This window comes from Streptomyces erythrochromogenes, from assembly GCF_040684695.1.
Lineage (GTDB): Bacteria > Actinomycetota > Actinomycetes > Streptomycetales > Streptomycetaceae > Streptomyces > Streptomyces erythrochromogenes_C.
In genome coordinates this window covers 117,267-137,195 of sequence record NZ_JBFBGM010000023.1, presented here as the reverse complement: position 1 = coordinate 137,195, position 19,929 = coordinate 117,267, and the positions used below count along the sequence as shown (strand labels likewise).

General features: G+C 73.3%; 15 protein-coding genes. 8 read left to right on the top strand and 7 right to left on the bottom strand.

Annotated features, from left to right (window positions below):
- Positions 1-184: 184 nt before the first annotated feature.
- Positions 185-619: a DUF3499 domain-containing protein gene (locus AB0O53_RS28685; protein WP_351001708.1), complete on the bottom strand. Its 435-nt coding sequence runs from the start codon at positions 617-619 to the stop codon at positions 185-187.
- A 30-nt stretch (positions 620-649) separates the two neighbouring features.
- On the opposite strand from AB0O53_RS28685, the gene AB0O53_RS28680 reads away from it, so the two are divergent.
- Positions 650-1,129 carry a metallopeptidase family protein gene (locus tag AB0O53_RS28680; RefSeq protein ID WP_381893981.1) on the top strand — a complete coding sequence of 160 codons (480 nt, stop codon included), beginning with the start codon at positions 650-652 and terminating at the stop codon, positions 1,127-1,129.
- 32 nt (positions 1,130-1,161) lie between these two features.
- Here AB0O53_RS28680 and AB0O53_RS28675 read toward each other — a convergent pair whose 3' ends face one another.
- The 3 genes from AB0O53_RS28675 to AB0O53_RS28665 all read right to left on the bottom strand — a co-directional run bounded on the left by AB0O53_RS28675 (position 1,162) and on the right by AB0O53_RS28665 (position 6,801).
- Positions 1,162-2,646: a DUF5719 family protein gene (locus AB0O53_RS28675; RefSeq protein WP_365199398.1), complete on the bottom strand. Its 1,485-nt coding sequence runs from the start codon at positions 2,644-2,646 to the stop codon at positions 1,162-1,164.
- Positions 2,643-6,299 carry a glycosyltransferase family 2 protein gene (locus AB0O53_RS28670; RefSeq protein WP_365199395.1) on the bottom strand — a complete coding sequence of 1,219 codons (3,657 nt, stop codon included), beginning with the start codon at positions 6,297-6,299 and terminating at the stop codon, positions 2,643-2,645. The genes AB0O53_RS28675 and AB0O53_RS28670 overlap by 4 nt, the downstream gene beginning before the upstream one ends.
- 238 nt (positions 6,300-6,537) lie before the next feature.
- Positions 6,538-6,801 carry a WhiB family transcriptional regulator gene (locus AB0O53_RS28665; protein WP_003983763.1) on the bottom strand — a complete coding sequence of 88 codons (264 nt, stop codon included), beginning with the start codon at positions 6,799-6,801 and terminating at the stop codon, positions 6,538-6,540.
- A gap of 628 nt (positions 6,802-7,429) precedes the next feature.
- Between AB0O53_RS28665 and AB0O53_RS28660 the strand changes: the two genes are divergently transcribed.
- From AB0O53_RS28660 to AB0O53_RS28650, 3 genes are read left to right on the top strand one after another with little or no spacing between them, the layout of a single operon-like run.
- Positions 7,430-7,981 carry a cysteine dioxygenase gene (locus AB0O53_RS28660; RefSeq protein WP_351001702.1) on the top strand — a complete coding sequence of 184 codons (552 nt, stop codon included), beginning with the start codon at positions 7,430-7,432 and terminating at the stop codon, positions 7,979-7,981.
- 28 nt (positions 7,982-8,009) lie between these two features.
- Entirely contained in the window at positions 8,010-8,969 is a 960-nt protein-coding gene (gene cofD, locus AB0O53_RS28655) for a 2-phospho-L-lactate transferase (RefSeq protein ID WP_351001700.1), read from the top strand.
- Positions 8,966-10,264, top strand: a complete 1,299-nt coding sequence (locus tag AB0O53_RS28650) for a coenzyme F420-0:L-glutamate ligase (protein WP_351001698.1) — start codon at positions 8,966-8,968, stop codon at positions 10,262-10,264. Before cofD ends, AB0O53_RS28650 begins: the two co-directional genes overlap by 4 nt.
- A gap of 30 nt (positions 10,265-10,294) precedes the next feature.
- On the opposite strand, the gene AB0O53_RS28645 is transcribed toward AB0O53_RS28650, so the two are convergent.
- Together AB0O53_RS28645 and AB0O53_RS28640 are read right to left on the bottom strand one after the other, a co-directional pair.
- Positions 10,295-11,305 carry a DNA-3-methyladenine glycosylase family protein gene (locus AB0O53_RS28645; protein WP_351001696.1) on the bottom strand — a complete coding sequence of 337 codons (1,011 nt, stop codon included), beginning with the start codon at positions 11,303-11,305 and terminating at the stop codon, positions 10,295-10,297.
- A gap of 37 nt (positions 11,306-11,342) precedes the next feature.
- A complete protein-coding gene (locus tag AB0O53_RS28640; protein ID WP_351001694.1) occupies positions 11,343-12,728 on the bottom strand; it encodes a peptidoglycan recognition protein family protein in 1,386 nt (461 codons plus the stop codon).
- A gap of 139 nt (positions 12,729-12,867) precedes the next feature.
- On the opposite strand from AB0O53_RS28640, the gene AB0O53_RS28635 reads away from it, so the two are divergent.
- The 4 genes from AB0O53_RS28635 to AB0O53_RS28620 all read left to right on the top strand — a co-directional run bounded on the left by AB0O53_RS28635 (position 12,868) and on the right by AB0O53_RS28620 (position 18,758).
- On the top strand, positions 12,868-13,617 hold the full coding sequence (locus AB0O53_RS28635) for a TIGR03089 family protein (RefSeq protein WP_351001692.1): 750 nt from the start codon (positions 12,868-12,870) through the stop codon (positions 13,615-13,617).
- A 174-nt stretch (positions 13,618-13,791) separates the two neighbouring features.
- The gene (locus AB0O53_RS28630; protein WP_435886684.1) at positions 13,792-15,033 is read left to right on the top strand and encodes an LCP family protein; all 1,242 of its coding nucleotides are present in this window, start codon (positions 13,792-13,794) and stop codon (positions 15,031-15,033) included.
- 223 nt (positions 15,034-15,256) lie between these two features.
- Entirely contained in the window at positions 15,257-16,993 is a 1,737-nt protein-coding gene (locus tag AB0O53_RS28625) for an LCP family protein (RefSeq protein WP_351001690.1), read from the top strand.
- A gap of 55 nt (positions 16,994-17,048) precedes the next feature.
- Entirely contained in the window at positions 17,049-18,758 is a 1,710-nt protein-coding gene (locus tag AB0O53_RS28620) for an LCP family protein (protein WP_435886683.1), read from the top strand.
- A 73-nt stretch (positions 18,759-18,831) separates the two neighbouring features.
- Here the strand turns inward: AB0O53_RS28620 and AB0O53_RS28615 are convergent, their stop codons facing one another.
- Positions 18,832-19,857, bottom strand: a complete 1,026-nt coding sequence (locus tag AB0O53_RS28615) for a glycosyltransferase family 2 protein (RefSeq protein WP_351001686.1) — start codon at positions 19,855-19,857, stop codon at positions 18,832-18,834.
- Between the last annotated feature and the right edge of the window lie 72 nt (positions 19,858-19,929).

Below are 19,929 nucleotides of genomic sequence, written 5' to 3'. Positions count from 1 at the left end.
TCGACGAAAGCACCACCGAACAGCTCCGCCAGCGACTCGTCCCACTCGTCCGGCACAACGCCACGCACGTCATACGCCTTGACGATGTTCGAAAGATCTGCGGCCACTGCCTGCCCTCCTGAGGTTCTGTGCGGTTCGGCAAACCTACCCTGAACCAGCAGCTGTCCCGCAGATGACCCGAGCGTCAGGAATCGGGCGATCTGAGGACGCGCAGGTGTCCGCGACGGGTCTCGCCGGTGCTCTGGCCGCCCGTGCCGGATCCGCCGGCCCCGGGGGCGCGGCCCGGCGGGCGCGCGGCCTCGCGGACGGCGTTGGCCAGGGCTTCGAGGTCGTCGCCGCTGGGGCGCGACGGACCGGACCCGTCGGACAGACGGACGACCTCCCAGCCCCGCGGGGCCGTCAGGCGTTCCGAGTGCTCGGCGCACAGGTCGTAGCAGTGGGGTTCGGCGTATGTGGCGAGCGGGCCGAGAACTGCGGTCGAATCGGCGTAGACGTACGTCAGTGTCGCGACGGCAGGGCGGCCGCACGCGGTGCGCGAACAGCGACGTACAAGGCTCACGACGTTGGACGGTACCGCACTCTTGACCGGGCCGCGACGACTCCACCGCTGCTCACTCACCCGTGTCGTGCTCGGAGCTACCCTGCGGGGGTGACGGACACCCCTCTGCCCCCCTGCCCCGCCGAGCCTCCCGCGGGGGTCCCCGTCGAGCCCAGAACGCGCCGGAGGGACCGGCACGGGCGCGGGATGCGCGGTCCGCTGGCCCCTCCGCAGGTGCCCCTGGCGGCGAGCCGGGCGGAGCTGTTCGGTGATCTCGTACGGGACTCCGTGGAGCGGCTGGAGCGGCGCTGGCCGCAGCTGTCCGAGGTGGAGTTCCTGGTCGGCGACGTGCCGGGGCCGCCGGGCGGTGCGGACGGCGGCTGGAACGACGAGGCGGTGCCGCTGGGTGCGGTGTCGGAGTCCCGCCAGGGGCGGCCGGCCCGGATCGTGGTCTTCCGGCGGCCTGTGGAGATCCGTACGAAGACGCGCGACGAGAAGGCGATGCTGGTCCACGAGATCGTGGTGGAGCAGGTGGCGGAGCTGCTCGGTCTCACTCCGGAGACGGTGGACCCCCGCTACGGCCAGGACTGACGAGCGGTCCGGACGCGGCGGGGGCCCGGCGGTCACCGGGTCAGGACGGAGAGGTCCTGGACGGCCTTGGGGACGGACACCGTGGAGTGGTCGTCCGAGAGGCCCTGGACGGTGAACATCGTGATGCCGTCGTTCGGGAGGGTCAGGGTGCGGGCCGCGTGGACCGGGCCGCCCGAGAGGGTCTCGACGGTGAGGGCGTAGGAGCCCTTCCCGCCGGCGGGGGCCAGGGTCAGCGTCTGGGTGGTGCCCGCCTTGACCGTGACCTCCTGGGAGGCCGGCTCGCCGCCGCCGGTGCCGGGGGACGCCGTGACCTTGACCTTCGCCTCGGCGCTCGGCGCGGTCAGCGACAGCACGGTGGTGTTCTCCTCCGGCCGGTTGTCGGCGACGGTCGCCCGGGCCCCGACCGGCCGGGTGGCGGGGATGAATCCGAGCTCCTGCTTGGCCCCGCTGCCGCGGACCACGCGTACGGCCGCGACCACCGGGGCGGTCTTCTTGGCGTCCGCGGGGGTCAGCAGCAGCGAGCCGGGCTCGCCGCGGGTCACGTCCTTGAGGTCCACGACCGCCGTCATGCCCGCCTTGACGTGCAGCTGCTCGCTGCCGGCCGGGCTGATGGCGCTGCCCGGTCCGGCCAGGCGCAGCTTCAGGTCCGCGTCCTCCTCGCCGGGTACGAAGGCGACGAGCCGTACGGAGGTGGCGTCCGCCGGGATGCCGGGCAGTACCAGGGAGCCGGCCGGGTCGGTGGAGGCGGGCAGCCAGTCGGCGCCCACGTTCTCCTCGGCGACCTGCACGGAGGCGCCCACCCGGCCCGCGCGGGTCGTCACGTGGGCGGTGGCGTCGGCGAGCTGGGTGGCCGGGAGCAGGGAGGAGAGCAGGACGGTCTTGGTGGACTTGGCGTCGACGCGGATGTTCTCGCCGGTGCCCGCGTCGGTCTTGGCCAGGCCGTCGGGGCCGAAGAGCGCGATGTCGACGATGGCGGCCGCGTCGTCGGGGTTGGTGAGGTGGACGTAGTCCTCGCGTCCCTTGGCGGTGCTGACCCCGGGGAACCAGAAGTCGGTGCCGGGCGCGGTGCAGCCGACGCCGAGCACGCCGCGGGCCCGGCCGACCGAGACCTTGGTGGTCAGCTGCGCCGTCCAGCCGGGGGCGAGGACTCCGTCGGCGCTGCCGGTGAGGGCGGGGGCGTCGGCCCCGTTGGCGGTGGCTCCGACGGGCTTGCCGGGCTCCTTGGGCTCCAGGACGGGTTTGGCGTCCTTGGTCGCGCCGAGCAGCCGGGCCGAGCCCTTGCCCTCGCCGGCGGGAGCGCCGGGCGTGAACGAGGTGTACGTGGTCTCGGCGATGTCCGAGGAGCTGGGGCCCGGGCACACCAGCAGGGACCGTTCCACGGGCATCCGGGCCGTGGCCGCCGCCTTGCCGTCGGAGGCCCCGCCCGCGGGGGCGGGAGCGGTGAGGGCGGCCACGCCGGTGAGGGCGGCCAGCGCCGCCGTCACGGCCGCCAGCGTCAGGGGTGCGCGCTGCTTCACTGCTGGGGGCTCCCGTCAGGACGCGGGTCGTGCTGTGCGTGGACGTCGTGGGGTGGGTACTGCTCGTACTGCTCGTACTGCTCGTACGGGTAGGGGTACTGCTGCTGCGGGTACGGGGTCTCGTAGGCCGCGCCGCCCTGCTGCTGGTCGTACCCGGGGTACTGCTCGTACGGGTACTGCTCCTGGGGCTGTTGCGGCTGTTGCGGCTGCTGGGGCTGCTGGGGCTCGTACGCGTAGCCGCCCTGGTCGCCGTAGGCCTGGTAGGCGTACGACTCCTCGCCGTACACGGGCTGCGCGGGGATCTGCGCGTACGGGTCGGCGGCGGCCGCGGTCTCCACGGGGCCGGGGGCGGTCTCCGCCTCGGCCTCGGCCTCGGCGCGGAGCCTGCGGGCGCGGCGGCCCTCGCCGGCCTCGCCCGGGCCGGGGCGGGTCGCGGACGCGGCCTCCTCCTCGGGCAGGTCGTCGTCGAGCTCGGCGCGCCGCCCGGGCAGGGCCATGACCAGCAGGACCAGGGCGAGCAGGCCCTGGGTCCAGTTCCAGGCGGTCCGCAGCAGGGAGCCCTCGTGGACGAGGTCGAGGCGGCCTCCGGCGGCGGGCAGTTCGAAGCCCTGGGCCCAGCCGTCGAGGGTCTTGGCCTTGAGCGGCTTGCCGTCGAGGGTGGCCTGCCAGCCGGCGTCGGCGCGGTCGGCGATGCGCAGGACGCGGCCCGCCTCGCCCGCGGGGATCTTGCCGTGGGCCTCGACGGGGCCGGCGGCGACCGGGATCGGGGCCTCGCCCTGCTTGGCGGAGACGATGACGGCGCGCGGCAGCCAGGGCTCGACGCCCCACAGCGCGGTGCCGTCCTGCTGGTGGCGCCGGCTCAGGCCCGGGGTGGCGTCGAGGACGCGGCGGATGTCCTCGGGTCCGCCGGGGCGGAACATCACGAAGCGGATGGCGTAGGCGCTGAGCTGGCTGGACTGGTCGGCGCCGGAGCCGGCGACGAGGTTGGAGACGACCTTGTCGAGCCGGGGGTCGTCGCCGGTACGGGCGGTGATCTCGGCGTCGCCGAGGCGGCCGCCGGGACCGCGGACGAGGCTGTAGGAGACGGTGGCGGGCCCGTCGAGGTCGAGGAGCAGGGTGCGGGTCTGGTTGTCGTCGCCGCCGGCGTCGGCGACGAAGGCCGGTACCTGCACCGGGTCGCGGCGCTGGAGGGGGCCGTCGGCGCCGGCGATCATCCAGGTGGCCGCGGCGATCAGCGGGCCCGCGGCGGCGGCGAGGGCGATGAGTGCGGCCAGCGGCTGGCGCCAGCCGAAGTTGCGGGCGGCGACCCGGTCCTTGGCGCCGTCCGCGCCGACCATGGCGGCGGCGAGGAGGGCGATTCCGTACACGAGGGTGGCCGGTCCGGCCCAGGCGGTCCGGTTGGCGAGGACCCCGAGGAGGAGGGCGGCCAGGGCGGTGGCCCAGGCGGTGCGGACGGCGAACTGCCGGTCGGCGCGGAGCAGGGCGGCCAGGGCGGCGAGGACGATGCCGGCCAGGAGCAGGCGGGCTCCGGTGCCGGGGCCGCCGGGGCTGATGCCGAGCAGGTCCAGCGCACCGGCGGAGCCGGCTCCGTAGGGCAGTCCGGCCTCCTGGAGGAAGCGGCCGGGGTGGGTGAGCAGGCCCAGCGACCAGGGGGCGAGGACGACGAGGGGGACGGCGAGGGTGGCGAGCAGCCTCAGCCCGTACGTCTTCCACTGCGCGCGGCGCAGGACGAGCGCGGCGGCGCCGAGGAGGGCGGCGAGCGGCCAGACGACGGGGGTGAAGGCGGTGGCCAGGGTCAGCAGGAGCGTGTACGTCCACACCGCGCGCCGGCCGCCCCGCTGTTCGGGGGTGGCCGCGTGCTCGCCGAGGTCGAAGGCGGCGACGGCGGAGCGGGCGATGAGCGGGAGCACGACGGCGAGGACGGCGGTGCCGAGGCGGCCGCCGGCGAGGGCGCCGGTGACGGCGGGGAGGAAGGCGTAGGCGGTGGCGGCCCAGGCGCGCAGCAGCCGGGATTCGACGAGGGGCCGGGAGGCGAAGTAGGCGGCGAGGCCGGCCAGCGGGACGGATCCGACGAGCAGGAGGGTCAGGGCGGCCTGGGTGGAGCCGAACAGCAGGGTGGAGAAGGCTCCGAGGGCGGCGAGGTAGGGCGGTGCGGCCGCGGTGGAGCCGGTGCCCACGGGGTGCCAGCCGTCGGTGTGGATGCTCCACAGGTCGAGGCCGCTGCCGGGGGCGGGCAGCAGGGCGCCGCCCATGAGGGAGCCGCCGCCGATCAGGGCGCGGCAGGCCGCGAGGGACACCAGAAGGAGCAGCCCGAAGAGGAGGGGTGCCGGGTTGCGGGCGATGCGCTTGAGGCGTGCGAAGCGCTCGGTCTCCTGGTAGTCGCCGTCCTCGCCGGGCGCGTTCAGGATGCTGCCGCCGCCGTGCCGGCCGGCGGGGGCGGAGTCGGTGGCGCGGTCGCTGCCGAAGTAGCCGGCGAGCTGGTCGGCGTTGGCCCGCAGGGAGGCTCCCGGCGGGGGGAAGAGCGGCCGCAGTTCGGCGGCGGGGACGGCGGGGCGGCGGCGGGCCTTGCGGGCGGCGAGGAGGCGGCCGGGGCGCAGCAGGGTGGCGAGGAGGCCGGTGATCTCGTCGACGGCCTGGCCGGGGGCCTTGCCGATCAGGTAGGCGAGGGTGCGCAGCACGGTGCCGAACAGGACGCGCAGCAGGACGTAGGGCAGGGCGCGGCCGGAGCTGTTGGCGAGGATCGTGTAGACGGCGCCGGCCTTGTCGACGCGGTGCGGGCTGGCGCTGGTGCGGCCGGCGCAGTCGACGGTGCGGCGTTCGCGGGCGGAGGCCTCGGCGTGGCGCATGACGGCGTCGGGGGCGACGAGGACGGTGTGGCCGGCGCTCTGGGCGCGCCAGCACAGGTCGACGTCGTCGCGCATGAGGGGCAGGCGCCGGTCGAAGCCGCCGAGTTCGTCGTAGACGTCGCGGCGCACGAGCATGCCGGCGGTGGAGACGGACAGGACGGGGCGGACCTGGTCGTGCTGGCCCTGGTCCTGTTCGCGGCGGTCGAGGCCGGTCCAGCGGCGGCCGCTGCGGGCGATGGTGACGCCGGCTTCGAGGAGCTGCTTCTTGTCGTACCAGCCGCGGAGCTTGGGGCCGATGATCGCGGCGTCGGGGTTCTCGTCGGCGACGCGGAGCAGTTCGGTGAGGGCGTCCGGTTCGGGGGCGCTGTCGTCGTGGAGGAGCCAGAGCCACTGGACGGGTTCGCCGTGGGGCAGGTCGGGGAGGTCGTAGGCGTCGTCGCGCCAGGTGCGGCTGACGGGGTCCCAGCCGCTGGGGCGCTTGAGGTACGGGAGGTCCTCGGGGGTCAGGGTGCCCGCGGTGCGGGCGGATTCGTCGACGGCGGTGCCGAATCCGGTGCGGCGGGCCAGGTGCAGGACGTGGTCGCCGCCGAGGGCCTCGGTGAGCAGCCGTGCGGACTCGTCGGAGCTGCCGGTGTCGGCGGCGACGTGGTTCTGCGCGGGGCGTTCCTGGCCGAGGAGGCCGGCGAGCGTCCGGGGCAGCCAGCGGGCGCCGTCGTGGGCGACGAGGACCGCGGTGACGACGTGCCGGGGGAACTCGGGTGTGACGGGCGCCTGGTAGGAGGCCGTCGACTGGCTGTGCAGGGACATCGCGGTACGGGCCCTCCGGCCGGGGGTCCGGGGGTGGTGTGCCCTCGGAGGCTGCTGGACAGCGCCCCACCCTAACGGCTGCCAAAGCAGCGGTCCGCCTCCTGCGGGGAAGGTGCAGGAGGCGGACCGTGTGCGGTGCTCTTCGTCGGGCTGTGCGGCATGCTCGACGCCTTGCCCGGATATTCGGATATGTCGTGCGGGGTGCTGCGGGTGCCGGGTGGGTGGCGCTCCGGCGGTGTCAGACGGCTGCCTTTTTCAGGCGGCGGCGCTCGCGCTCGGACAGGCCGCCCCAGATGCCGAATCGCTCGTCGTTGGCGAGGGCGTACTCCAGGCATTCGGAGCGGACTTCACAGGCGAGGCAGACCTTCTTGGCCTCGCGGGTGGAGCCGCCCTTCTCGGGAAAGAAGGATTCGGGGTCGGTCTGGGCGCACAGGGCGCGCTCCTGCCATCCGAGCTCCTCGTCCGCTTCCTCGACCAGCAGTTCCTGAAACAGCTCGGTCATGTGCGCCCCTCGCTCTGTTGGTGCGTCCCCGTGGTCACGTCGTCACTCATTGCTACGTAACGACACGAGTGAAATTACAAGTGCGTGGCTCCGGGGCAGTCAAGCCGGGATCTGCTATCGGGCCCCTTATTCACTCTGCGGAACCAAGCCTATGCAGTAAGTGTTCATATCGCCAAAAATCGTGACACATGCCATCGGCGACATCAGATGTCACCTTCACCCGTAATCCACGCGTCGTCCCGAAGCGGGGTTGCGACCCACCCCGAAGAGCGGCGCAGATCACATTCAGGTCACGACATGGCCGGATCAGGTTTGAGCCCCGGCGCAGCGCCACCTCCCCTGCCGCGGACTGCACAAACCTTTCTCCGCACACAGTAACCGGATGAGGTGAAACTTTTCCCCCAAAACGGACATTGGGTTGACAGCCGGACCCCAAACCCGTTCTCCTAGTTCGCATGTCAGCGCCCGCAGCCGCCACCCGGACCCCCATTCGTGGGTTCCTGTGCGCTGCCCAGGTTCGCTGTTGCTGTTGCAGCTGTTGATGCCCGTGGAGCCTCGGCTCCCCAGAGCTCCGGCCCTCCCCCACAGCGACCGCCAGCACGACTGACATCCGTCGAGGTACACCCCGATGAACAGCACCACCACCAGCGCCGCCACCGCTCCCGCCGCCGTCGCCCCCGCGACCGCGACCGTCGAGAGCGACCTGCAGATCGCCGGCGACATCCTCGCCGTCCAGCACCTCCTCCAGCCCGCCCGCGAACACCCGGCCACCGTCGCCGAGTTCGTCGGCCTGGCCCGCTCCATCGCCGAGGACCGCGCCTCCTGGGAGCACCTCGTCCGGTACGACGCCACCACCCGCTGGTACCACCGCCTGCGCACCGGCCCCGGCTACGAGGTCTGGCTGCTCAGCTGGGTCCCCGGCCAGGGCAGCGGCCTGCACGACCACGGCGCCTCCTCCGGCGTCCTGACGGTCCTGGAGGGCGAGCTCACCGAGCACACCTCCCGCGGACGGCTCACCCACCGCGCCGGCGGCCAGCGCGTCTTCGCCCCCGGCTACGCCCACGAGGTCGTCAACGACACCCTCGACGGGGCGGTCAGCCTGCACGTCTACTTCCCCGGACTGACCGAGATGCCGATGCACAGCTGCTCCCCGGCCGAATCCGAGTCCGTCCCCGCCTGACCCCGACCGGCCTGCCACACTTCGGTGCATGCGCATTGTTGTTCTGGCCGGCGGTATAGGCGGCGCCCGGTTCCTGTCCGGACTCAAGTCGGCGGTGCCCGACGCGGACATCACGGTCATCGGCAACACCGGTGACGACATTCACCTCTTCGGGCTCAAGGTCTGCCCCGACCTGGACACGGTGATGTACACCCTCGGCGGTGGCATCAACGAGGACCAGGGCTGGGGCCGCGCCGACGAGTCCTTCACCGTCAAGGAGGAACTCGCGGCCTACGGGGTCGGACCCACCTGGTTCGGCCTCGGCGACCGCGACTTCGCCACCCACATCGTCCGTACGCAGATGCTCGGCGCCGGCTACCCGCTCAGCGCCGTCACCGAGGCCCTCTGCGACCGCTGGCAGCCCGGCGTGCGGCTGCTGCCCATGTCCGACGACCGGGTCGAGACCCACGTCGCGATCACCGAGGCCGGAACCGGCGAGCGCCGGGTCATCCACTTCCAGGAGTACTGGGTCCGGCTGCGCGCCTCGGTCGACGCGGAAGCCGTCGTACCCGTGGGGGCCGAGCAGGCCAAGCCGGGGCCCGGCGTGCTGGAGGCCATCGCCGCCGCCGACGTGATCCTCTTCCCGCCGTCCAACCCCGTGGTGTCGGTCGGCACGATCCTCGCCGTGCCCGGCATCCGCGAGGCCATCGCCGCCGCCGACGCCCCCGTCGTCGGCCTCTCCCCCATCGTCGGCGGCGCCCCCGTGCGCGGGATGGCGGACAAGGTGCTCGCCGCCGTGGGCGTCGAGTCCACGGCCGCCGCCGTCGCCCTGCACTACGGGACCGAACTCCTCGACGGCTGGCTCGTCGACACCTCCGACGCGGCCGCCGTCACCGAGGTGGAGGCCGCCGGGATCACCTGCCGCGCGGTGCCGCTGATGATGACCGACCTGGAGGCCACCGCCGAGATGGCCCGGGCCGCGCTGGAGCTGGCGGAGGCCTCTCGGTGACGGCGGCCCCCTCGTACGAGGTGCGGGCCGTCGACGGGATACCGGAGGTCAGGCCGGGCGACGACCTGGCGAAGCTGATCACGACGGCCGCGCCCGATCTGCGCGACGGTGACGTCCTGCTCGTCACCTCGAAGATCGTCTCCAAGGCCGAGGGCCGGATCGTGCGGGCGGACTCGCGCGAGGCCGCCATCGACGCGGAGACCGTACGGGTGGTCGCGCGCCGGGGCCCCCTGCGCATCGTCGAGAACCGTCAGGGCCTGGTCATGGCCGCGGCCGGCGTGGACGCCTCCAACACCGCGCCCGGCACGGTGCTGTTGCTCCCGCAGGACCCGGACGCGTCGGCGGCCGCGATCCGCGCCGGGGTGCGCGACGCGCTCTCGGTGGACGTGGGCGTCGTCGTGACGGACACCTTCGGGCGGCCGTGGCGCAACGGGCTGACGGACGTCGCCATCGGCTCGGCCGGCGTGCGCGTCCTGGACGACCTGCGGGGCGCCACCGACGCGCACGGCAATCCGCTGAGCGCGACGGTGGTGGCGACGGCGGACGAGCTCGCCGCCGCCGGCGACCTCGTCAAGGGCAAGGCGGCCGGCCTGCCGGTGGCCGTCGTGCGCGGACTGGCGCACGTCCTGGGCGAGGGCGCGACGGCCCGGGACCTGGTGCGCACGCCCGCCGACGACATGTTCCGGCTGGGCACCTCCGAGGCGGTACGGGAAGCCGTCACGCAGCGCCGTACCGTACGGGCCTTCACGGCGGAGCCGGTCGACCCGGGCGCGGTGCGGCGGGCGGTGGCGGCGGCCGTGACGGCCCCGGCCCCGCACCACACCACGCCGTGGCGGTTCGTCCTGCTGGAGTCCGAGTCCTCGCGGGTGCGGCTGCTGGACGCGATGCGGGACGCGTGGATCGCGGACCTGCGCTCCGACGGCAAGTCCGAGGAGTCCATCGCGAAGCGGGTGCGCCGCGGGGACGTGCTGCGGGCCGCCCCGTACCTGGTGGTGCCCTGTCTGGTGACGGACGGGGCGCACCACTACGGGCACGCCCGGCGGGACGCCGCGGAGCGGGAGATGTTCGTGGTCGCCATGGGCGCGGGCGTGCAGAACCTGCTGGTCGCGCTGGCCGGTGAGCGGCTGGGGTCGGCGTGGGTGTCCTCGACCATGTTCTGCCGGGACGTGGTGCGCGAGGTCCTGGAGCTGCCGCAGGACTGGGACCCGATGGGGACGGTGGCCGTCGGCCACCCGGCGGCGGCCCCGGCGCAGCGGCCGGGGCGCCCGGCGGAGGACTTCGTCGAGGTCCGCTGAGCCGGCCGCCCGCGGCGGGCCCCGACGGGGTCAGAAACGGCCGATGTCGCTGCGGTACATCCGCGGGGTGCGGCGGGGCGGGGTGCGGCCCGCGAGGAGGATGAGGCGGGCCGCCCGGTGGCGCTGGCCTGCGTACGGGGCGAGGAGCTCCAGCATCGCGGCGTCGTCGGCGTCGCGGTCGTCGGCGAGGGCGTAGCCGATGATGCCGGGCAGGTGCAGGTCGCCGGTGGTGACGGCGTCGGGGTGCCCGTTGCTGCGCTGGAGGGTCTCGGCGGAGGTCCACGGGCCGATGCCGGGGACGGCCTCCAGCCGCCGCGCGGCCTCGGGCAGGTCCATGGCCGCCGCCTCCTCCAGGCGGCTCGCGACGCGGACGGCCCGGACGATGGTGTCGGAGCGCTTGGCGTCGACGCCGGCCCGGTGCCAGTCCCAGGACGGGATCATCGCCCAGGTGCGGGGGTCGGGCATGACGTGCAGGTTCAGCCCGTGGGGGCCGGGCGCGGGCTCGCCGTACTGCCGTACGAGGCGGCGCCAGGCGCGGTAGGCCTCGTCGGAGGTGACCTTCTGTTCCAGGACCGTGGGGATCAGGGACTCCAGCACCAGGCCGGTGCGGGTCAGGCGCAGGCCCGGGCGGCGGCGGTGGCTGGCGTGCACGAGGCGGTGGCGGGGGACGAAGGCCGCCGGGTCGTCGCCCGCGCCGAGGAGTGCGGGCAGGTGGTCGAGCAGCCAGGCGGCGCCGGCGCCCCAGGCCTCGGCGTCGATCTCCGTCGCGGCCCCGGTCCCGGTCCGGGACACCCGGAGGGTGGCGGGCCCGTCGGGGGTGCGGGTGGCGCGCCAGACGGAGCCGTCGGGTGTGGTGCGGAAGGTGGGGTCGGCGGGGCCGCGCCGGAGCGGGCCCAGGGTCAGGCCTAGGTCGAGGGGGCCGTCGGGGGTCCAGCGGCGCTGCGCGGCCCCCGCGCCGGCGGTGCTCCCGGGGCCCGGCGGTACGTCGGTGCGGCCGCCGCGCACGGCGGTCCGGTCGAGGGGGTCGAAGCGGCCGGCCATGGGTCGAGCGTAGCCCGCCCGGGCCGGCCGCCGGGGGCTACGGGCGGCCCTGGAGCTTGGCCGAGGAGGTGCGGGTCGTCGGGAGCCTGCCGTACAGCTGCTTGCCGGGGCACTCCGTCGCGAAGCCGTCCCGGTGGCCCGAGATGACGTTCATCGAGACGTTGCGGCCCTTCGGGTAGCGGTTGCCGCCGCCCGACTTCAGGGTGGTCTTCGCGCGCGGGTCCCGGCCGAAGAGGCCGAGCTTCCAGGCGGTGAGCCGGGCGACGGCGTCGACGGCGGCGGCCGGGGGCGCCGAGTTCGTGAAGGTGCCGAGCACCGCCACGCCCATGCTGTCGGTGTTGAAGCCCATGGTGTGGGCGCCGAGGACCGGCTTGGAGACGCCGCCCGCGCGGCCCTCGTAGACCGTGCCGCACTTGTCGACGGCGAAGTTGTAGCCGAAGTCCCGCCAGCCGCTGCTGACCACGTGGTAGCGGTACAGGCTGCGCAGCACCGCCGGGGCGTCCTTGCAGGCGTAGTTGTTGCCGGAGGCGCTGTGGTGGACGAAGGCCGCCTTCACGGTGCTCGTGTAGACGAAGGCCTTCTCGCGCAGGGACTCGTTCGCGCCCCAGCCCTTGCGGGTGACGATCCGGGGGCGCGGGCCGATGTACGGGGCGGCCGCCGCGGTGAGTTCGCCCTCGCTGGCGAAGACCGCGTCGGCGGTGGAGTCGGCCTTGTTCAGCTCGGTGATCTCGTTCGCGCCGAGCTGGGCGTGCGGCACGTTCGCAGCGGAGGCCTCGGCCATCTCCATGGTCAGGCCGGGCGCGACCATCTCGCCCTTGTCGTCGGCCGGGCCGCTGTTCTTGCCGTCCGAGGCCCCCGTCGGCGCCGCCTCGCCCGGGTCGACGAGTTCGATGCGCATGCCCGAGGGCAGCCGGGAGCCCGCGCGGGTGGCCGGGGCGTCCAGTTCCGCCTGGACGCGGACCTCCACGCCGTCGGACTCGCCGACCCAGAGCGGGGCGGTGGCGCCGCGGACCCGGCCGGAGTCGCGCTCCACCGCGTCGGGGTCGGCCGCGTGCTCGCTGTTGTGGACCTCGACGTCCTGCCAGTCGGACCAGGTGGCGGTGCGGACGGAGCGGGTACGGACCTGGACGCGGCCGTTGAGCTGGGAGGTGGCGTCGTCCCAGACGACACCGACCATCGAGAACGTCCTGACCTCCCGGGCGGCCAGGCCCTGCGTCTCGGCGCCGCGGGGCGAGACGCTCATTCCGGGAACGCCGGGGGTGCGGTCGGCCGCGGCCCCCATGGGGACGAGCGGCAGCGACTGGGTGGACCCGGCCGGGGTCACGGGGACGGTTTCGGCGAGTGCTGGAGTCGGGAGCGCGAGGGGCAGGGCCAGTACGGCGGCCGTCGCGACGCCGATCGAGGAAGCAAGGAATCCACGCATGACAAGGATGGTGGGCACGCTCATCACGGCGCGCCATCCGAGATCTGATGCTCCGTCTGCTGCGCCGCGGATACCCCTCCCCCGTACGGGGGAGCCACGGGCCGCCGTACGGGGGAGGGCCCCGCGTACCCTGTGCCGGGTGAACGCCATTGACCGCACCCCTGCCGACCTGCTGCGATCCGTGCTCGCCGCCGATCCGGGCCGCCCGCTCGTCACCTTCTACGACGACGCCACCGGCGAACGCGTCGAATTGTCCGTCGCCACCTTCGCCAATTGGGTGGCCAAGACCGCGAACCTGCTCCAGGGCGACCTGGGCGCCGAGCCCGGGGACCGGCTCGCGCTGCTGCTCCCCGCGCACTGGCAGAGCGCCGTGTGGCTGCTGGCCTGCGACTCGGTCGGGGTCGTGGCCTCGGTGGACGGGGACCCGGGCGACGCCGATCTGGTCGTCAGCGGTCCGGACACGCTGGAGCGGGCGCTGGAGTGCGGTGGCGAGCGGGTGGCGCTGGCCCTGCGGCCGCTGGGCGGACGCTTCCCGCAGCCCCCGGCCGGGTTCGCGGACTACGCGGTGGAGGTGCCGGGACAGGGCGACCGCTTCGCCCCCTTCGTCCCGGTGCGGTCCGAGGACCCCGCGCTGCTCGTCGGCGGCGAGGAGCTCTCGCACACGGCGCTGGTCGCCCGGGCCCGCGAGGACGCGGCGAAGCTCGGCCTCGGCGAGGGGTCGCGGGTGCTGACCGGGCTCGGCTACGACACCTGGGAGGGCCTGTCGGCCGGCCTGTACGCCGCGCTGGCCGCGGGGGCGTCCGTGGTGCTCTGCCGGAACCTGGACCGGCTGTCCGCGCAGGCACTGGCCCAGCGGACCGAGAGCGAGCGCGTCACCCACACGGTCTGACACCGGGGCGCGGCCCGTCACCCGGACTGATCAACCTCGGGAACGGCCGATCTGTCACCCGCATGGCCCTAGACACGACCCCGCCCCCGGGCTGCTCCGGCGCCCCGGGGGCAGGATCGGCAGTGGCCGTGCTCACCCGTACGGCTGCTCGCATCGGCGAGGGGACGCACGCCAGTGACGGACAGCTCAGGCATACCGGGCGGCAGCGATGCGGCCGGAGGCGGGCCACCGCCTCCGCGGAACCGCAGGCGCCGGCTGCTGCGCTGGATCGGCCTCGGGCTGGCCCTGCTGGTCCTGCTGGGGACGGCCGCCGGCTGGTGGCTCTACAACAAGCTCGACGGGAACATCACCGAGGACACCTCGGCCGCGGCCGAACTGGAGCGCTACGAGCGCGAACGCCCGGCACACCTCGCCACGGGCGCCCAGAACATCCTGCTGATCGGCTCCGACTCGCGCTCGGGCAAGGGCAACGCCGGCTACGGGGAGGACAAGGGCACCCAGCGCTCGGACACCACGATCCTGCTGCACCTGCCGCAGGACCGCAGGAGCGCGACCGCCGTGTCGATACCCCGGGACCTGATGACGGACATCCCCTCCTGCCTGCAGCCGGACGGGTCCCGCACGGCCGCCTCCTTCGCCCAGTTCAACTGGGCGTTCGAGTGGGGCGGGGCGGCCTGCACGATCCGGACCGTGGAGAAGCTGACGGGCATCCGGATCGACCACCACATGGTCATCGACTTCAGCGGGTTCAAGCGGATGGTCGACGCCGTCGGCGGGGTGGAGGTGTGCCTCAAGGAGCCCGTCGACGACGTACAGGCCAAGCTGAAGCTGCCCGCCGGCCTGCAGACCCTGCGCGGCGAGCAGGCACTGGGGTTCGTCCGCGCCCGGCACAGCCTGGGCAACGGCAGCGACACCGAACGGATGGAACGCCAGCAGCAGTTCCTCGGCTCCCTCGTCAAGAAGGTGCAGAGCAACGGCGTTCTGCTGAACCCGGCCCGCCTGTACCCGCTGCTGGACGCCGCCACTTCCTCGCTGACCACCGACCCCGGACTGGCGTCGCTGCGCAACATGTACGAACTCGTACGGGGCGTACGGGGCATACCGACCCATCGCATTACGTTCCTGACCGTTCCGCGCCGGCCCTACGCGCCGAACCCCAACCGGGACGAGCTGGTGGAGCCGGATGCGGAACGGCTTTTCCGGCAGTTGCGGGAGGACGAACCGGTGACGGTGACCCCGCCGGAACCGTCGGCTTCCGCGGCGGCCCGGGCCCCCGGGACCGCTGCGCCGACCCCGGCCGCGACCACCACCGACGCGAATCCGGAAGGGAATTCGGCCGGTGAGGGAACCTCGCCCCCCTCCGCACCCATCCCTACCTTCACAGGGACGACCGCAGGGAACATCGGGTGCCGGTAAAGCAATCCAAAAAGCCGGTGTCCGAACCGAGTGGGATGGGCGCTTCACCCCGTTATAAGGGGAGTGGAATTTGTCACCACCATGGTTTGCGGCCGAACAGGACGGATAAGGTGAGCGATCCGGCGCCCGGCCGGACCGGAGACCGGGTGCCAGCAGCCGGATCGTTGACCGTGCGCCTTGGGGAGGCGCGTCGCGAGGCACCCGACGGAGGATTCGAGCAACCGTGGATGCGCAAAGCCGTGGGCGGGCGGAAGAGATCGACCCCGCAGACCAGTGGGTGCTCAATCCCCGCACCGGCCACTACGAGCTGCAATTGAACGACTCCGCAGCGCGAGAGCGGCCCAAGGTCGCCTCGCCCCGCAGATCTTCTTCGGCGCCCGCCGCTCCCACCGCCCCCTCCCCCGGAGTGCCGGGACAGCGCCGCGGCGACGCCCCGCCCGGCGGCCGCAGGGGTGGCGGCGGCCGGTCCCGCAAGGGTGGCGGCGGCGGTGGCGGACGCCGCAAGAAGGCCCTGCTGATCACGAGCGGAACGCTGGCGTTCCTGCTGGTCGGCGGCGCCGCGGCGGCGTACCTCTACTATGACCACCTCAACGGCAACCTCAGCGTCACCGACATCGCGGGCGCGGGCACCGGCGGGTTCAAGAAGGACCAGGCCATCAACATCCTGGTCATCGGCACCGACAAGCGCAGCGGTGCGGGCAACGAGGGCTACGGCGACAAGGACAGCGTCGGCCACGCCGACACCACGATCCTGTTCCACATCGCCAAGGACCGCTCCAACGCCACCGCGCTGTCCATCCCCCGCGACCTGATCACCACCATCCCGGACTGCCCGACGAAGCAGCCCGACGGCACCACGAAGACGGTCCGCGGCGCCAAGGGCGTGCGCTTCAACACCAGCCTGGGCCAGGAGGGCCGTGACGCGGGCTGCACGATGCGCACGGTGAAGGAGCTCACCGGCATAGAGGTCGACAACTTCATGATGGTCGACTTCAACGCGGTGAAGACCCTCAGCACCGCGGTCGGCGGCGTGCCCGTGTGCCTGGAGAAGGCCGTCGACGACAAGGACTCCAAGCTCAAGCTCTCCCAGGGCGAGCACCGGCTGGAGGGCGAGCAGGCGCTGGCCTTCGTCCGCACCCGGCACGCCTTCGGCAACGAGAGCGACCTCGACCGCATCAAGACCCAGCAGCAGTTCCTGGGTTCGATGATGCGCGAGATGAAGTCCAAGGAGACGCTGACCAGTCCGAAGAAGTTCTTCTCGCTCGCCGAGGCGGCCACCAAGTCGCTGACGGTCGACCAGGGACTGGGCTCCATCGACAAACTCACCGACCTCGCGGGCGAGTTGAAGGACATCGACCTCAAGAACATCACCTTCACCACCCTGCCGGTCCTCGACAACCCGGCCGAGAAGGTCAAGGCGACCGTCGTGGTCAACCAGGGGCTGGCCGACCCGCTGCTGCAGATGATCCGGGGGGACGTCTCGCTCACGGAGGTCGAGAAGAAGGAACAGGCCGCGAAGGAGGCGGCCGACGCCGACGCGAAGGCCAAGCAGGACGCCCTGCTCCAGGGCAACCGGGCGCCCGCGGGGGACGTACGGGTCGCCGTCTACAACGGCGGCGGGCCCAAGGGCGCCGCCTCCACCACGCTGAGCTGGCTGCAGAACAGCAAGGGGATGTCCAAGGCCAGCAACCAGGGCAACGCACCGTCGAAGGTGGACGCCACCCAGCTGGAGTACGCGCCCAACCAGGCCGACCAGGCCCGCGCGCTCGCGGACGCCCTGGGGCTGCCGGCCACCGCGCTGAAGATGGGGACGACGGACGCGGCGGCGAAGACCCCGATGAAGCTGACACTGGGTCCGGACTTCCAGAAGCCGGGCACCCCGCTGGCACCGCCGGTGCCGCAGGAGCTGCCCAAGGACGTCCAGCAGGCCCAGGCCGACAAGGCCGTCTGCGCCAAGTAGCGGCACGTGCCCGGTTCGCACCGGCACACCAACGACCAGAAGGACCTTGAGGGGGATGCGCGTGAGGCACAGCGACGTGCGGGAGGAGGGGGCGAACGCCCGGGCCGACGGGGACATACCCGGCGGCGGGGCGGGCGCGCCCGGCACGGTGCCCCGCCAGAGGGGCGGCTCCGGGCCGGCCCGCAGGAGCGGCGACGCCCGTCCCCCCGGGCGGGGCCGCAGGCGCGTACTGCGCTGGGTCGCCTCCGTCCTGTCCCTGCTCATACTCGGGACGGCGGCGGCCGGCTACCTCTACTACCGGCACCTCAACGGCAGCATCCAGACGGACGCGCTGAACCTCGGTGAGAACAAGCTGGGCGGCTCCAAGCCCAACGCCTTCGGGCAGACCCCGCTGAACATCCTGCTCATCGGTTCCGACGCGCGCAACGACGCGGAGAACCAGGCCCTCGGCGGGGCCACGGAGACCTTCGACGGCCCGCCGCTCGCGGACGTCCAGATGCTGCTGCACCTGTCGGCGGACCGCAGCAACATGTCCGTGGTCTCGATGCCGCGCGACACGATGCTGATGATGCCCAAGTGCACCGAGCCGGGCGGCACCGTGCACCCGGCCAGCAAGGGCCTCGTCCAGACGAACGAGTCGATCCAGCGCGGCGGACCCGGCTGCACGGTCGCCGCCTGGACCGAGCTGACCAAGATCCCCATCGATCACTTCATGATGATCGACTTCAAGGGCGTGGTCCGGATGGCCGACGCCATCGGCGGCGTCCCGGTCTGCGTCGAGCAGAACGTGCACTCCCGCACCCGGGACGGCAAGGGCTCCGGCCTGAAGCTGCCCAAGGGCACGAGCGTCATCCAGGGCGAGACGGCCCTGCAGTGGCTGCGCACCCGCTACGGCTTCGAGGACGGCACCGACATCGGCCGCACCCACGCCCAGCACCAGTACATGAACTCGATGGCCCGTGAGTTCCGCAAGAACGCCAAGCTCAGCAACCCGGTCAAGCTCAACAGCCTGGCCCAGGCGGCGATCGAGGCCATGGTCGTGGACACCGGCCTGAACAAGATCGACAAATTGTTCGACCTCAGCATGGAGCTGAAGAAGGTCCCGCCGGGCCGGATCACCATGACCACCATGCCGTGGATCTACAGCACCAAGCCGGGCCTGGACGGCCGTGTCGAGCCCAAGCCGGGCGAGGCCGAGGACCTGTTCCGTATGGTCCGCGAGGACATCGCCCTCGACGGCCAGGGCTCGGGCACTCCGGCGGCCTCCGCCACCCCGGGCGCGCCGGCCTCGCCGTCCGCCCCGGGCCCGCAGCAGCCGACGACGGCCCCGACGGCCGCCACCGCCGCGCCGCCCGCGAAGATCGCGGTCACCGTCCGCAACTCGACCGGGGGCAAGGACGGCAGCGCGGCCAAGGTGAAGGGCCGCGCGAGCGAGGTCGCCGCCCTGCTGACCGGCAAGGGCTTCACCAAGGTCGTCGCCGACACCCAGACGGGCGCCGAGGACACCTCGGTGATCCGCTACGCCACCGACGCCCAGGCGGCCGACGCGGCCGCCGTGGCCACCGCCCTCGGCCTGCCCGCCGCCTCGGTGCAGAAGTCCGACCAGGTCGCCGGGATCGTCGTGTTCGTCGGCAAGGACTGGCGGACCGGCGGCACGCCGACTCCGCCGCCGCCCGCCCCGACCAAGGCGCCGGACTCCGCCCACGCGCTCAACGGCGACAACGACCAGGCCTGCATGGCGATCCAGCCCGGCTTCACCTGGTAGCGGGCGCACGGAAGGGGCCCGGCGCGGAAGCTGCGGATGATCGCAGCTCCCCCGCCGGGCCCCTTCGTACGTCTCAGACCTGCGGGACCCCGGGCACCACGGCCGGGCGGCGGCTCGCGATCAGCTTGTTCGCGAGGGCACGCGGGCTGGTCAGGAAGCCGAAGCCCCAGGACAGGTGCATGGTCGCCAGGGCGAGCGGGATCTGCACCCGGGCCTTCGGCGACAGCCCCTTGCCCGCCGGGACGGAACCCGCGGCGATGGCCGCGAGGTAGCCGGCCGGGACGGCGAAGCCCAGCGGGGTGACGGCCACGCCCACGACCACGCCCGCGGCGATCGCGCAGACGAGGGTCGGCGGGGCCAGGTAGCGCATGTTGATGGAGCCCGAGTGGTAGCGGGCCACCACGTGCCGCCACCGGCCGTAGTCCTTGTACTGCTTGGCCAGCGCCTTGACGGAGCGCCGCGGGCGGTACTGGACCTTCAGCTCGGGCGAGAACCAGATCAGCCCGCCGGCTTCGCGGATGCGGAAGTTCAGCTCCCAGTCCTGGGCGCGGATGAACTCCTCGTTGTAGCCGCCCTGCTGCTCCAGCGCCTCGCGGCGGAAGACGCCGAGGTAGACGGTCTCGGCCGGGCCGGCCTGGCCGCCGGTGTGGAAGGGGGCGTTGCCGACGCCGATCCGGGAGGTCATCGCGGCGGCGACGGCCTCCTCCCAGGCGTTCTCGCCTTCGGCGTGCATGATCCCGCCGACGTTCTGCGCACCGGTCTCCTCCAGGAGGCGGACGGCGGTGGCGATGTAGTTCGGCGAGAGCATGCCGTGACCGTCCACGCGTACCACGATCGGGTGACGCGAGGCCTTGATGGCGGCGTTGAGCGCCGCCGGGGTCCGGCCGGTGGGGTTCGGGACGGTGTGGACGCGGGGATCCTCGGCGACGAGTTCCGCGGCGATCTCGTCGGTGCGGTCCTTGGACGGCCCGAGTGCGATCACCACCTCCATCTCGCCCGCATACTCCTGTTCCAGGATGTGGCGGACGGACTCACGGAGGTAGTGCTCCTCATCGAGCACCGGCATGATCACCGAGACTGCGGGCTGCTGGGCGGGCATGTGGTCCTTCAAGGTCGGGTATCGGTGTCACGTTACCGCGTACGGGGGAACCGGGTGCGCGCCGAGTGATCG